This window comes from Sanguibacter sp. TS_SC_8, from assembly GCF_055361235.1.
The window spans coordinates 3,136,489-3,151,560 of record NZ_CM143955.1; the positions used below are offsets into that span (position 1 = coordinate 3,136,489).

10 protein-coding genes are annotated in these 15,072 nt (G+C 65.0%); 2 read left to right on the forward strand and 8 right to left on the reverse strand.

Annotated elements, in window-relative coordinates; genetic code table 11:
- Positions 1–35 precede the first annotated feature (35 nt).
- From ACWA15_RS14235 to ACWA15_RS14270, 8 genes are all read right to left on the reverse strand, one after another.
- Positions 36–1,715 (reverse strand): polysaccharide pyruvyl transferase family protein, encoded by a 1,680-nt coding sequence (locus ACWA15_RS14235; RefSeq protein WP_464056029.1) that lies wholly within the window; start codon positions 1,713–1,715, stop codon positions 36–38.
- Positions 1,712–4,123, reverse strand: a complete 2,412-nt coding sequence (locus ACWA15_RS14240; protein WP_464056030.1) for a glycosyltransferase family 4 protein — start codon at positions 4,121–4,123, stop codon at positions 1,712–1,714. The genes ACWA15_RS14235 and ACWA15_RS14240 overlap by 4 nt, the downstream gene beginning before the upstream one ends.
- 161 nt (positions 4,124–4,284) lie before the next feature.
- Positions 4,285–5,472 (reverse strand): glycosyltransferase family 4 protein, encoded by a 1,188-nt coding sequence (locus tag ACWA15_RS14245; protein WP_464056031.1) that lies wholly within the window; start codon positions 5,470–5,472, stop codon positions 4,285–4,287.
- Between the two features lie 8 nt (positions 5,473–5,480).
- The gene (locus tag ACWA15_RS14250) at positions 5,481–5,939 is read right to left on the reverse strand and encodes an acyltransferase (RefSeq protein WP_464056032.1); all 459 of its coding nucleotides are present in this window, start codon (positions 5,937–5,939) and stop codon (positions 5,481–5,483) included.
- A complete protein-coding gene (locus ACWA15_RS14255; RefSeq protein ID WP_464056033.1) occupies positions 5,939–6,871 on the reverse strand; it encodes an NAD-dependent epimerase/dehydratase family protein in 933 nt (310 codons plus the stop codon). Before ACWA15_RS14255 ends, ACWA15_RS14250 begins: the two co-directional genes overlap by 1 nt.
- Before the next feature lie 50 nt (positions 6,872–6,921).
- Positions 6,922–8,043 carry a DegT/DnrJ/EryC1/StrS family aminotransferase gene (locus ACWA15_RS14260; RefSeq protein ID WP_464056034.1) on the reverse strand — a complete coding sequence of 374 codons (1,122 nt, stop codon included), beginning with the start codon at positions 8,041–8,043 and terminating at the stop codon, positions 6,922–6,924.
- A gap of 94 nt (positions 8,044–8,137) precedes the next feature.
- Positions 8,138–10,075: a DUF7657 domain-containing protein gene (locus tag ACWA15_RS14265; protein WP_464056035.1), complete on the reverse strand. Its 1,938-nt coding sequence runs from the start codon at positions 10,073–10,075 to the stop codon at positions 8,138–8,140.
- A 196-nt stretch (positions 10,076–10,271) separates the two neighbouring features.
- The gene (locus ACWA15_RS14270; protein ID WP_464056036.1) at positions 10,272–12,791 is read right to left on the reverse strand and encodes a glycosyltransferase; all 2,520 of its coding nucleotides are present in this window, start codon (positions 12,789–12,791) and stop codon (positions 10,272–10,274) included.
- 151 nt (positions 12,792–12,942) lie between these two features.
- Between ACWA15_RS14270 and ACWA15_RS14275 the strand changes: the two genes are divergently transcribed.
- A complete protein-coding gene (locus tag ACWA15_RS14275; RefSeq protein WP_464056038.1) occupies positions 12,943–13,848 on the forward strand; it encodes an ABC transporter permease in 906 nt (301 codons plus the stop codon).
- A complete protein-coding gene (locus tag ACWA15_RS14280) occupies positions 13,848–15,056 on the forward strand; it encodes an ABC transporter ATP-binding protein (protein WP_464056039.1) in 1,209 nt (402 codons plus the stop codon). Before ACWA15_RS14275 ends, ACWA15_RS14280 begins: the two co-directional genes overlap by 1 nt.
- The last annotated feature ends 16 nt before the right edge of the window (positions 15,057–15,072 follow it).

Genomic DNA, 15,072 nt, shown 5'->3' on the forward strand with positions numbered 1-15,072 from the left:
CCATCGCCCCAGGCGTCAAGACCGACGACTGTCAGCTATGCCTTTCGGAGTCGCGAGTAGAATGCGCGCGGTCGGCGGGAATACCTGAAGAGCCGAGTCTCGAGCAGGCGACGTAGTTCCTGTTCGGCGGCTGCCAGCTTGTGAGTGAGGTCGGACGCGTTCTCGTGGGCAGCCGCCCGGGCTGGCGCTTCGGCAAACGCCTTGATGGTCGGTGCCAGCAGGTCTCCCGCAAGCTTCTGCGCCGCAGCGGCAGAATCGCGGAGCTGAGCGCACTCAGCCTGCGCATCGTGCAAGTCAGCCTGCGCCGCGGCCAACGTCATCTCGAGATCAGCAACCCGCGCCTCGGTCGATGCGAGAGAGCTCAAGGTCTCGGAGTGTCCGAGGTCTTGGCTGGCGAGCCGACTTCCCAGTTGGGCACTCCAACGGTCAACCGTCGCGGCCTGTTGTGTCGCCCCGTTACCTCCAAGAGCTGCAAGGCGGGACAGTGACTGGGGCGGGGACGACGAATCGAACGACAAGGCAGAATGGACGCCGTTCCACCACGCCTCAGAATCACTCTTCCGCTGTGTATTCGCGGCGTCCAGGAAGCTGGAGATGTCCTCGGTGCGCGCCCATGCGCCGGCAACAGCGTCGACGGCGTCGCCGTGTGCGAACGCGCCAGGACTGACGTGCAGAGAGCTCACGCCGAAGTTCGCCATCGCTCCCTTGATCTTTGTGCTCGTGTAGGCATCGACGCCGATGCCCACGCTGGGCACCGATCCGGAGAGACCAAAGACGATCGGGTGGTACCGCGAGCTGATTACCAGGCTGGCGCCCCGGGTCAGTTCGGCCACCTCTGCGGCAGTCATCATGGGAGCCTGATGGACCCTGTCGCCGGCTACCGCCTCCGCGATCTCGGCATGGAATGCCAGATCGTCCGTGGGATTCCCGTCGATGGAGCCCCCTTGGTGCGGGATCAGCACCACGTCGTAGTCAGTCATGTCGATGGAACGGTCGAGAAGATCGACGATCAGGTCCCGGTAGATCTCCGGGCCGAGGATGCCTGCGTACGGAGCGAACGTTGCCGCGATGTAGTGGCGAGGTGCGATCCATGCAGGCGACGAGCCTGGCAGGTATGTGGCGTCGTCGATCGTCAGTGTTGATCGGTCGATCGGAGCCCCCAGGCGCCCCAGCAGGTCGAGCGACGCCTCCTCGCGCACGCCGACAAGACGCGCAGTGTGCAGCAGTCGCGCGATGAGTTCGCCATCGCGACCAAGCAGGTGCGGGCCGAGCGTCTGGCCGCTGACGACAAACGGCTTTCCGAAGACCCCAGCGACAATCGCAAGTGCGGCGCGCTCATAGATGTGCTCTGGCCACGTCGAGCTCAAGTTCCCGCCACCGGTGACAGCGATTGCGTCGGCGCCTGAGACCGCGTCGATCACTTCCCAAGCGGTGTCGTCCCAGGGAAGCGAGTCTGCCCTTCCCCGGGCCGCGGACTCGAGTGCGATCAAGCGCTCCTCGCAAGCCACCCTGCTATCGGCGATCGGCCCGAAGCCGAACCTCGGGACCGCATTCCATCCATAACGCGTGCGTGTGTCGTCGACGCAACCACTGATCGCCGTGACTGAGACATCTCCCCGCTTCGCCATCTCTGCCGCGAAAGCCTCGGCCATTGCTTCGTCGCCCGCGTGGAAGTCCACACTGCTGCCGATATCTCCGAGAATGAGTAGTCTCACCGTACGCCCTCTTTCGAAAGTTCCTGCCACAATTCAGAAGGGAGCGTGCTCGCCTTCAAGATGTCCGCGACTCGTGCCGGCGAGAACCGCTCCAGCTGGCGAAGCCCGTTGCGTATCATCTGATCGATGCCCACTCGGTCTTCCACGACTCTCCGCATCGCCCGTGCTGCGGCCTCGAGGTCTGGGTCGGCCCAGCTAGCAGACGGGTCGTAGGGCGCGGCGTTCGGCCCGACGGCGGTCATCGTGTACGGGACGATGAGCGCAGACTCGTCGTCCATGAAGCCAAGGTTCCCCGAATACCCAGTGGCAATGACAGGGGTTCCTGACGCCATGGCGTCGACCAGATTCAGCCCGTACCCCTCGGAACGGTGAAGGGAGACAACGCAGTCGGACAGCTCGATGATCCCTTGCATCTGCGACGAGGTGACATACCCGTCGCGCAGGATGATGTCCGACCGGCCGCGCAGAGCGAGACGAACGCGCTCGCGCTCCAACGGCCTGTGGTGCCCGTTGATCGACTTCACGAGGAGGCATGTCTTTCCGTTGTCCGCGAACGCCTCGCAATATGCATCGATCGCGGCGATCGGATTCTTGCGCTCCATCGTCGAAAGGTAGTCAAAGTTGACCAAGAAGACCGTCTTGTCCTCCGGTATGCCTAGTTGCGCCCGAGTGAAGGGTGTCCTGTGCCTGTTCTCGGTGACGACGGGAAGCGGGACGACCTTGACTGGCTTCCTCGTCACCGCCGCCACTGATGCGCGGGTGAACTCGCTGGCGACCCATACCTCGTCGACGTAGTCAAGGGCACTCAGGTGGTGCTCCGGGAAGGCCTCGAGCTCCCAGAACCAGTAGCCGATCCTCTTTCCGGGAAGCCGGTCCAGGTCAAGCATCCTCACAAGGCGTTCCGTCTGATCGGCATTCACACAGATCAGGGCGTTGTCGTAGGTAGGCACCTCGGTGAGCACTCCTGCGTATGCGTGGTCCTGGCGGGACTGTGGTCCCACCGACACACCGACCATCTCCCACGGGAGCCCTGTGAGCGCCATCGCCTGGGACACGCGCCGTCCAGCTTCGCCGACACCCAGCTCTGCCCGCGCATATCCGAGCACACTCCAGCCGACAGCACTGCGCGAATCCGACTGCATACGCAACGGAGCCATCGGCCGGCGTGCCTCCGGCTTGACGATCTGGATCTCATCGTAGATGTACGACGATCCCTGATCCACGTCGAGCCAGTGCCGATAGTCTCCGGCGTGCTTTCCTAGCGGGTCAGCAAAAGCGATTCGAAGATCCTGACGTGACTCCCAAATGCCCATCTCCAGGCGACTGAACGTCACCCTGCCCGCGCGGATCGTCTGCTCCAGGAGCCACTCGGTAAACTCGTCAGGCGCCGCCAGTGGGTCTTTGGGAACTACACCCTTCGCGGTCGAATCCTTCAACACCCTCCGATAAAGGGATCGCACGAGCGGAGTGAGTCGCAGACCGTTCGAGAGATTCCCGTTCCGATAGGGGTTCTTTCGCATCTCGACATGCCCTGCGCCGACAAGTTCCGCACCGTAGCCGCCGCACAGAAGATGAAGATCCGAGTTCTCGCTCAACAGGGTCCTCGGATTGGCTCCCATGTGCTTAGAGAGCAGCCACGGCTTCGCTGGGTCGTACCCGCTGAAGTGGAAGAAACGGAGCGGCGCATCGCCCGCCCAGAAGACACCCTGAGCGTCCTGACGAACCCGGCGGTCATGGAGGTTCCAGTACGCGGCGTTCAAGCCGCGGTCGCGCGAAATGAAGGGGGTGAAGAGCGATGGTGTCCAGTCGATCCACCGCTGGTCTGTGAACAGCGCACGTTCCAGATCGACCACGGCGTCTATCGACAGCCGCTCGTGCCACCACGAGAGGAACTTGTACGACTGCGCTCCGACCGAGATGAAGCCGAGGTTGTACATGCCTGAGTGCATGATCGCTTGCTCGTCAAGGGCGGCCCCGTCGCGGGGTATTGGGTCCAGCGTGTGCGGTGTCAGGAACATGCCGGCTTCTCTGGCCTTCGAGAAGACGTCGTCGAGGTTGGCGTATACCCTGATATCCGGATCGAGATACGTAGCCGTCGACGCACCAGACCGGATCAGGTGCATGAGGAGCGCGGGCTTCAGGGCCGTCGCATACTCCATGACGTCATATATGACCTGCATCTGGTGAACGACCCGGGGCTCGAGCCCGATGTCGGCCGGGAGAAGGACAACTCCAAGTCCCTCGAGATCCCGGTCAGCTTCATCGCCATCGATCACCAGAGTGAAGAACGGGCTCGTCGGGTGGTGGGTGTGGAAAGAGCCCGCGAGCACCCTGGCCTGCGCTACGTAGTTTCTCGCGACGATCGTGCATACGGAGTACCCAGCTCCTGCTGGTCTATCCTCGGCCACAGGAAGGGCCCCCTCGTCAGTAGTCAGCGACTCGGCGGGACGGGCGACAAGAGTCTTCGCACCGAGATTCCGGCAATCATAGCCCAGGTCGCGAACACGATACCCACACACGATCGACCAATGGGGCTTCCTTCCCACCCGAAGCACTGCCCCCACCGTGGCTACTTGGCTGGCTCGACCATCTCTGCCAGCACGGTGAGGTGCTGCCCCACCACGACGTCGAGTGCGAAGTTCGCCCGAGCGATCTCCTGACCCGCGAGCCCGATGTCGCGCGCGCCCTCTGGGTCGCGCAGCACCTCGAGGATGGCCTCGCTCACAGCCTGCACGTCCCCGATCGGGGTCAGGTACAGGTGCTTGCGGTCCTTCAGCGCGATCGTGGGGAAGTTGTCTGCCCGGGCCGGGGCGACGACAGGCACGCCTGCAGCCATGGCTTCCAGCGTCGCCGTCCCCAGACCGATGCCCTGCTCGTGGGCCTCCACGTTTGCCGCCGCGAGGAAGTTCGGCACCTGCGCCTTGGGGACCGCACCGGTCGAGATGATCGACCCTGCGACACCGAGCTCGTCGGCGCGCTTGAGGAACTCGTCGTAGTAGACCTGTCCGACGACCACGAGCTTCGCGCTGGGGAACTCCGCGAGAACCGCAGGCAGTGCCTCGACGATCTTGACCCGGTCGCGGAGCGGGATGATGTGCCCGATCGACAGGATGAGGGGCACGTCGTCAGCAACGCCGATCGCGGCTCTGGCGACGTTCGCGTCCCCGCCCAGCGTCCACGTGGGGTCCACACCGACAGGGATGTAGTCCAGCCCGGAGTACCGCTTGCGGTACCGGTCCTTGATGTACTCGTCCATGAGGACGTCCATCACCACGATGCGCGGGCGGTACCTGCGCAGGACCGGGGCCACCATGGTGGCATCAAGCATGCGGAAGATCCCGGAGTACAGGGCGGTGGGGTTCTCCAGGCGGGTGTGGACGCTCAGGAGCGACGGGACACCTCGCTTGCGCGCGTACTCGCCCGTCGCCCAGGTGAGGTCGAAGAACTGACCGTGCTGGTGGATGACGTCCGGCTTGAAGTCGTCGAGAATCCGCGCGATCGACCGAGCGAGCCCCGGGCGGGTCGCGAAGGAGATGTCGAAGCTCACGGCGAAGCGGGTCTTGGGCAGCGCGACCGAGGGCATCCGGATGATCGTCAGGCCGTCCCGCTCCTCGCGGGCGGGGGCGTCCGCGTACGCAGCCGTCAGGACGAGGACCTCGTGCCCCAGGGCCGCGTACCCCTTCGCCAACGACTCGGAGAGGTGGGAGCTTCCGCCCACCCGCGGGGGGAAGAAGTTATTGACTACAACAATCCGCATGATGTCCTTCAGTGGTGGGTGGCGGAGGCGACGTCGAACGTCGGCATTCCCGCCTCGTCGAGCGCGACCGTGCCGATCACGCGAGCAGGGACGCCCGCGACGATCGTCCTGGCGGCGACGTCGGACGTCACCACTGCCCCAGCGCCGATCACAGCCTGGTCTCCGATGGTCACACCCATGTTGACGATCGCACCGGCACCGATGAAGACGTGGTTCCCGATCGTCACCGGCTGCCGCTCGACCTCGGGGAAGACGCGCGCAGAGACGCACCGCTTGGCCGACGAGTGGGTGTAGATCTGGACGCCGGCCGAGATGTCGCATCCTCGTCCGATCACGAGTCCGCCGGAGCCGTCGACGACGGTGAAGGCACCGATCCAGGTGCCTTCACCGACCGTCGGTTCGCCAACGATCCACGCAAGCTCGTGGAACTGGTTGGCGGGCAGCGTTCCCGGTGTGCGGGGGGCCATCAGCCGCCGATCCGGATGAGCTCGGTCATCCCGTCGAGCACGTTGATGGTGGGCTCGAAGCCGAGAATCTCCTTGGCGCGCGTCGTGTCGGCAGCCCGACGGCTCACGAGCACCTCGCGGGGGTTGAAGATGGGCTCCACGTCGGCGCCGACGGCGTCGATGAGGATCCGCGCGAGGTCCGCGATCGACGTGTCGATCCCGGTGCCGATGTTCACCGGGACGTTGGCTTCCTCGGACTCCATGGCCAGGACGACAGACCGCGCGATGTCGTGGACGTGGATGAAGTCCATGGACTGCTCGCCCTTGCCGTCGATGACAGGCGCCTCGCCGTTCTTGATGCGGTTGACGAAGTGGTTGATGACCGATGTGTAGTAGGCCGTCGTCTTCTGTCCGGGACCGTAGACGTTGAAGAAGCGCAGCGCGATCCAGGACAGGCCGGCGCGGCGCTGGTAGTAGCCGAGGAGGTCTTCGCCGGTGCGCTTGGAGATGCAGTACGGGGTGAGTGGGGAGAGCTTGTCGTCCTCGTGCATCGGGAGCTTCTCGGGGTCGCCGTAGACGGACGCGCTCGAGGCGAAGACCAGGCGCTTGACACCGTGGTCTGCCGCTGCGGCGAACACGTTGTGCTCACCGATGGTGTTGATCTCCATGGACTCGTAGGGGTCCGACTGGCTCTTGTTGATCGAGACGGCGGCGAGGTGCACGACGTGGGTCGCGCCCTTCATCGCGGCGTGGACCGCTCCGCCGTAGCGGATGTCCTGGTCGATGAGCTCGACGTCGCCACTCTCGGCGAGCTTGGCCACCTCGGCGCGGTCCCCACGGAACATGTTGTCGAAGATGCGGACCTTGTAGTCCTTGTCGAGCAGCTGGTTGACGACGTGGAGACCGATGAAGCCTGCGCCACCGGTGATGAAGGCTGTGTTCTGGGAAGACACCAAGATCTCAATTCTCTTAGGAGTAGATATCCGACGCTGTGACGGTGTGACTAGGCGATCGCGGCGTGAACGGTCTCGATGACGCGGTCGACCTCGTCATCGGTGAGGTTCGCGTGCATCGGGATCGCGAGGTGCTGGGCGAAGAGGGATGCCGAGACCGGAAGGTGCTTGTCGAAGCTGTAGAGGGGCTGGACGTGCGAGGCATACGTGCCGAAGTTGCACTGGACCCCGTGGCTCTTGAGGTACCTGGCCACGGCCCCGCGATCGATCGCGGGGTCGAGCGTGAGGACGTAGGACTGCCACGGGTGCTCGCGGTCGGTGAGGGCGACCGGGGTGGTCACGCCCTCGAGCGAGCCCATGCCCGCCTCATACCGCGCAGCGACGCTCCGGCGGTTCAGGACGAGCGTCTCCAGGCGGTCTAGCTGGGCGAGCATGATCCCCGCAGCGACGTCGGAGAGCCGGTAGTTGTAGCCGAGCTCGTCGAAGCTGGGGACGGGCAGGTCGGTGTCACCCTCGCGGCTGAGCGCGGGCGCGATGCCGTAGGTGTGCAGCTTGCGCGCGTGGGCAGCCAGCTCAGGGCGGTTCGTCGTGAGCGCCCCACCCTCGCCTGCGGTGATTCCCTTGCGACCGTGAAAGCTGAATGCCGCCACGTCCGCGAGGCTACCCGCGGGACGACCCTTGTAGGTGGCTCCTGCCGAGCAGGCCGCATCTTCCATGAGCCAGAGGCCGTGCTTGTCGGCGATGGCACGCAGCTCGTCGTAGTCGGCGGGCTGACCGAAGACGTCCACGGCGAGGATGCCGACGGTACGCGGGGTGATCGACGCCTCGACGACCGCGGGGTCGATGCTCCAGATGTCGGGCCGGACGTCCGCGAACACGGGTGTCGCTCCCGTCCAGGCGACGGCGTGCCCGGTGGCCGGGAAGGTGTAGTCACCGACGATGACCTCGTCACCGGGGTTGGTCCCCAGGACCTTGAGACCGAGGTGGAGCGCGGCGCCGCAGTTGTTTGTCGCGAGCGCGTCGCTGACCCCCGCCACGGCCGCGAATCGCTCCTCGAACGTCTGGCAGGTCGGACCCGCCCCGGAGAGCCACCCAGAGGCGAAGACCTCAGCGATCGCCTGCAGTTCCTCGTCCCCGACGGTGGGCTGTCCTAGAGCAATGGTTTCTGACAACTGAAGACCTCGATGATCGTTGTGTGAGCGGCGCACTGAGCGCACCGCTGCCCATAGTAGCCAAGTCTGGAGAATGGTCCCGTGACCGGAAGGCCTACCGCTCGGCGAGCTGATACACCCAGAAGGTGGAACCCCCCTGCCGGATCTCCTCCCCCTCAGCCAGGCACGCCTGGTCGAGGGGCGCGTCAGCGAGGACCCACGTGACGTTCTCCTGAGCGAAGGAGGCGCACGAGTCGAAGGTCAGCTTGATCTGGTCGGGGTACGGGTTCTCCGGTGATGGTTCCCCCGTCCCGACCTCCCAGCTGACGTTGGCGAGGCGGTTCCACTTCTCCTCCTGTGTCCCGTCCGGGTCGATCTGGTCCCACATCAGCTCAGACGGCGAGCTCTGGAAGCCGTTGTAGGCGGGGACCCCCGTCTGGACGAGCACGATCGTCGGGAGGAAGGTGTCCCCGACACCGACCCAGGTGCCCGGGCGCTCGTCCGCGAACTCGCGGATGTCCGCACCCAGCGGTGTGTCGTTGATGTCGAACACGCCCTCGTACATCGGGTTCACCCGCGACGAGCCGAGGAACGAGAGGTACAAGAATCCGATCCCCGCGAGGGTGATCCACCCCCGGGAACTGAGGAAGATCACGACGACGTAGAGCGCCATGATGAGCTTCCAGTGGCCCGGGCTGTCCAGGATGGGCGCATTCTCGATCGCCAGGGAGTGGATCACCTTGAGATTGACCGCGATCGCGACCGCCACCGTCACACCGGAGACCCACCAGGGTATCCGTGGTGCTTCGATCCCGTGGTCGGGTGCCCGCAGACGCGCCGCCACGACGATCATCACGACCACGCTCAGCGTGCCGAGACCGAGCCTGAGCCGGCCAGACGTCGTCCGGTCGAGCAGGAGCAGGTGCGCCAGCGGGTCCCAGCCGGGGATCCACATGTAGGCAGCGAACAGCCCAGCCACAGCCAGGAGAGACACCAGCAGCCAGTCGATCTCACGGGTCTTGCGGAACCGGTCGATGACGAGCCAGAGCACGACCCCCAGGAGGAAGAGGCCCACCAGGAACACGCTCGACGCCTCGGACTGGTTCCCGCCGAAGGGAGCGCCGTTGGTGCTGGTCAGCTCGCTCGTCAACGGCGCACCGAGCAGGGAGCGAGTCTCCATCGGACCCACCCCGCCCACGGGCCAGAGCCGCTGACCCGGGTACACCGTCCCCATGAACGTCTCGATCGTCGACCACCTGGTCAGCAGCCAGACGACGAGGACTGCGCCTGCGGCGGCTCCTGCCACCAGCAGCGGGACCATCGCTCGCAGGCGCGTCCGGAAGGTCACCAGGACCGGGCTCGAGGACTTCGTCAGGACCAGTCCGACGGCGAAGGCGAGGACGACGTAGACCGCAGGGAGGATGAACGGAACGTAGATGCCCATCCCCATGGTGACGGTGACGTACCCGCACAGCGCCGGCCAGACGATCTTCGTGAGGCGACTACGACTTCGCAGCAGCCAGACCGCCGCTGTCATGACCAGGAAGGTCCAGACCGCCGGCCAGAACGTGATCGACAGGTACCACCACTGGAAGAACGGCGCGTAGAAGAACCCGCACGCGATGAGCATCGACGCACCGGGGTTGCGCGGCAGCAACGTCACGGCGAAGGCATAGACGGCGGCCACGAGCGCCAGGCCTGGCAGCCACCACTTCAGAGCCATGGCGTTGTCGAGGGGGAAGACGAAGAAGCCCCAGAGGTGGGGCCGGAAGGCGACCGACCAGTCTCGGGAGGGCAGGTCGTGCTGGACCGTGGCATCCATGCCACCCGGGAACGTCTCGTTGACTGCTGGTAGCCCCTGCTCCACCTGCGAGATCGTCCACGACGTCTGCACGAACCACTCGTCCGAACGGATCATCTGCGGTTCGTTGACCAGCAGGTCCTCGTCGGGGGTGGCCTCGAGGTAGTTGTTGAGGACTCCCGTGGACGAACCGGTGATGCCGAGGCCGACGAAGAGTGCTAGCAGAACCAGTGCGCCGAGGAGCGGAACCATGAGGACTGTGCGGTTGGGCAGCCCATCGGCACGCGGTTGGACCAGGGACTGGTAGCGCGCTCGGAGACGGCGCGGACCACTCATGCTCACACCTAGACCAACCATCTTCTTGTCACCATCACGAGTTGTACGCAGACGCGCGGAATGCCGGCGCATCCCCCAGAGCATAGGGGGACGCGCCGGCAGCATCGCACAGTCAGTTGGGCGAACCCTTCACCAGACGCCTGACCCGGCCGGAAACCCGACGGGACAGCTCTCGCGGTCCGCCCGCAAAGAGGTAGCCCTTGACCAGCGCGAGGTCAGACCGCACGCTCCATCGGGGCTTGACGTACGCATGTGCCACGCGCGCACTGTCGCCGAGCACAGCGACCAGGTCTGGTGCCCTGCGCGGGAACCGGCAGAACTCGACGAGCGGGGCGAGGACGCTGGTCCAGCGGTATCCCTCGGCGAAGGCCTTGACGCCAGCCTTGACCTCCGCGATCGCTGCCTCGTCGAAGAGCATCTCCTCGAGGGCGCTCTCGAGGCTGTCGACGTCCTCAGGCTTGACGACTCGGCCGAGGTTGTTGGCGACGATCAACGGGTCGAAGGTGTCCCCGCCCGTGGCGACGATCGGCAGACCAGACCACAGGTAGTCCAAGATCCGGGTGCGGAAGCTGAACGCCGTCTCGATGTGGTGGAAGTGCGTGGACACCCCAAGGTCGGCATCGAGCAGGTAGTTCGCCCGCTCGTTGTAGGGCACCCAGCCGGTGTTGAAGAACACGTGCTTGTCCGTGAGCCCTAGCTCGGCTGCGAGCTGCTGAGTCTCCCAGGCGATCTTCATGTCGGGCACGCCGGGGTTGGGGTGCTTCAGCCCCATGAAGTAGAGCCTCACCTCGGGGTGCTTGACACGCAGGCGGTCGACGGCACGGATGAGAGTCAGCGGGTCGAACCAGTTGTAGACACCACCGCCCCAGATGATGACCTTGTCGTCTTCGCTGATGCCGGGCACGACGCCCTTGATCGCGCGCTTGGCCTGGACGGGGTCCTTGTCGGAGATCCCGAAGGGAACCACGGAGATGAGGGAGTCGAGGCTCTCGTCCTCGTCGTAGACCAACGCGTTGACGCGGCCCTGGCCAGCCATCTGCCCGAGCCAGAAGTCGCGCTGCTTGTCCGAGGCGCAGAGCACGAAGTCCGCGCGCTTGAGCTGCTCGTTGAGCACCCGGCTCGTCTCGCGGATGGATCGTGCCCGACCTGCCTCGCCGAGGTCGCGGGCCTGCTCGAGCTGCTCGAGGTGCATCGGGTCGTACACGTCGGCGACGAGGATCTTGTTCGAGTCCTTTAGCCACGGCGCACCTTCGAGGAGGAAGCCCTGGAAGATGATGATGTCTGCCCAGTCCGTGTGCTGCTGGAGCTTGGGTCCGACCTGGTAGACCACCTCGAAGTCGTCGCTCGACACGCGCGCACCGGCGGTGGAGAGCAGGCGGACGTCGTGCTCGGTCGAAAGCGCCGAGGCGATCTCCCACGCGCGGATCGCGGGACCGGCCATCCGCTCCAGGAGCGGCTCCCCGGTCACGACGAGGATCCTGCTCTTGGAGCTGAAATGCTGGTCGATCCCGAAAGCCTTGACCAGCACGTCGTGGGCGCTGTTGTAGCCCTCGATCGCGTAGGCGGCCTCGATCGCATGCCGGAAGAGCGGGAACACCTCGCGGTCCGAGCGGCGGCGGGCGCCCTGGATCAGGTCCCGGCTCCCCATCAAGGTGTCCAGGTTGTCGGTGAAGTAGTCGATCGCGTAGGCGCCGGTGAGGGCCATCTTCTGGATCTCGAGCGTCCCGATGTCATCGCCACCGGGAGAGCGCTCGAGGTCGAGGGTCGTCGCGTCCGTCTCTGTGCGTGCGATCGAGCGCCGCACAGCAAGAGCCATGGCTGCGGGGAGCGCCTTCGCCAACGACTCGTCGTCGAGGTTCTTGTACATCGACATGAGAGCGTTGCGTTCCAGCAGGTACGTCTCACGGAAGTTGCCGAACTTCTTCATCGTCACGTGGTGCTTGTGGAAGGCGAGCGACGTCGGGACGTACCGAACACGGTGTCCCAGGATGTTGAGCCGCCAGCCGAGGTCGACGTCCTCGTAGAACATGAAGAACCGGTCGTCGAAGCCCCCGACGGAACGGTAGAGCTCGGTCCGCACGAACATTGCGGCACCCGTGCCGAAGAGCACGTCCTTGGCCACGTTGTAGTCCTCGGAGTCGGGCTTCTCAGCCTCGCGCTTGTAGCCCATCCCGTACCAGGTCAAAGAGCCATCAGCGAAGTCGACGAGCTCACCGCTCCAGTCGAGAACCTTGCTGGCGACCGCACCGACCGAGCGATCGGCCTCGAACACCTCGACAGCGGCACGGATCCAACCCGCGTCAGGGCGTGCGTCGTTGTTGATGAACGCCACGTACTCCCCGCGCGAGTGGGACACACCGAGGTTGCAGCCCGCAGCGAATCCCGAGTTCCGCCCCGCCGGGATCACCCTGGCGTGCGGTACCGCAGCCTGAATCTGCTCGACGCTGCCGTCCTGGGAGTCGTTGTCGATGACGATGAGCTCAAAGCGCTCCCGTGGCCAGTCGATCTCGTCGAAGTACTGCAGACAGGTGATCGTGTCCTCAGCACCCTTGTAGTTCACGAGGATGACCGAGACGAGCCCGGGCACTTCCCCGCTCTCGGGCGCTTCCTGGAACGCTGACTTCGAACTCACAAATCCTCCACGTTTCGCATCTCACGAGACCACCGGCCGTGCGGTTGGCTCAAGCCACCCCATCCTACGGTGGTGGATCTGGGTCAGTGCGAGGTTGGGTATTGTGATCTTCGCTGACATCCCGATGCCAGCACCGCTACCAAAGGACACCATGACGATTCAGCAGCAGGAGCGCGCCGCACAGCTGGCGGAGCTCCCACTTCGTCCGTCGGGCCCACGGCTCGGTTTCGCCTCCGGTACTTGGTCGTCGATCAAGGACATCCTCGGCCAGCGCGAGCTGATGAACATGCTCGTGCGCCGAGAGCTCAAGGCCCGGTACAAGGACAGCACCCTCGGTTTCATCTGGACCCTGATCCGGCCGATCGCAATGCTGCTCATCTACTACATCGCCCTCGGCAAGTTCCTCGGCGCCGCGCGCAACGTCCCGGACTTCGCGATCTTCGTCTACACCGGACTGACGGCGTGGGGCTTCTTCTCCGAGGCGATCACGGCCGGCACGGCATCGGTGGTCAACAACTCCGGGCTGGTGAAGAAGGTCTACCTCCCCCGCGAGGTCTTCCCGTTCAGCGCGATCGGCTCAGCGCTCTTCAACTTCGGCGTCCAGCTCGTGATCCTCGTCGCCGCGACCATCGCCGTCGGGAAGTTCCCCACCGGCCCTCGGTGGGGTTACTTCCTCATCTCCCTCGTCGTCCTCGTGATCTACGCCACGGCGCTGGCCCTCCTGCTGAGCGCCCTCAACGTCTACCTGCGGGACATCCAGTACCTGGTGGAGATCTTCATCATGATCTTCTTCTGGGTCTCGCCCATCGTCTACTCCTGGAAGCTGTTCACGACGAACGTGCCCAGTGGCTGGCTGCACGAGCTCTATCTCGCCAACCCGGCAACCCTCGCCGTCATCGGGTTCCAGCAGACGTTCTGGGTTGCCGGCTACTCCGAGCCCGTGCCGGACCACCTGTTCACCCGGCTGGCCGTCGCCGTCATCGTCGGCGTGGTGCTGCTGTGGCTGTGCCAGCGCGTCTTCGCCAAGCTTCAGGCCAACTTCGCTCAGGAGCTGTGATGACCACCGTCGTACAGATCGAAGACCTCTCCAAGCACTTCGTCATCCGCAAAGAGAAATCGCTCAAGGAACGCGTGGTGAACTTCGGCCGCTCGAAGCTTCACAAGGAAGACTTCTGGGCTCTCAAGAACATCAACCTGGAGATCAGCTCAGGGTCGACGATCGGGCTGATCGGACCGAACGGCTCCGGCAAGAGCACCTTGCTGAAGATGATCGGGGGCATCCTGCAGCCGGACAGCGGGAGCGTCCAGATCCGCGGCAGGCTCGCAGCCCTCCTGGAGCTGGGGGCCGGTTTCCACCCCGACCTGACTGGCCGGGAGAACGTCTACCTCAACGCCTCGATCCTGGGACTCTCGCGCAAGCAGATCGACCAGCACTTCGACGGCATCGTGGAGTTCTCGGGGATCGAGAGGTTCATCGACACCCAGGTGAAGTTCTACTCCTCCGGAATGTACGTCCGGCTCGCGTTCGCGGTCGCCGTCCACGTCGATCCTGACATCCTGCTCGTGGACGAGGTCCTCGCGGTCGGGGACGAGCCGTTCCAGCGCAAGTGTCTCGAACGCATCCGGCAGTTCCAGTCCGAGGGACGCACGATCGTGCTCGTGACCCACGGGCTGGACCAGGTCGCCGAGTTCTGCGACCGCGCGGTGGTCCTCGAGCACGGGAACATCATCCTGGACGGGACCCCTCGGGATGCCTTGCGGACGCTGCGCGCCGACTTCGAGGAAGCGCGGCAGGAGGAGATCGAACGCGCGCTGGTCGGGCTCGGGTCCGCATCGACCGCTCCCCGCGCGCAGATCTCCGGTGTCACGCTGCGTGCCGAGTCCGGTCGCCTGGGTCGCCCGACGCTCAACGCATCGGAGGGTCTCTACGTCAACTTCGACATCACGACGACCGCTCCGATCGATGACTATGTCATCGGCGTCGGCATCGCAACGTCGATGGGAAGCGGGGTCTTCTCGACGGACACCAAGCTCCTCGGCGTCCCCACCTCCCCGCTGCGCGCGATCAACAAGTACGAGGTGTTCCTCCCTGAGCTGCACCTCGGGGAGGGCGAGTACGCCATCTCCCTCGATCTCACCGCAGGCGACGGGACGGAGCTCCACCGGATCCCCGAGGCCGGGCAGTTCATCGTCGGCGGCGACGGCACCTCCCGCGGGGTCGTCCGGGTCAACGCCCAGTTCAGCACGCTCCGGGTGGGCTCCTGAAGCCCACGTGCTCGAC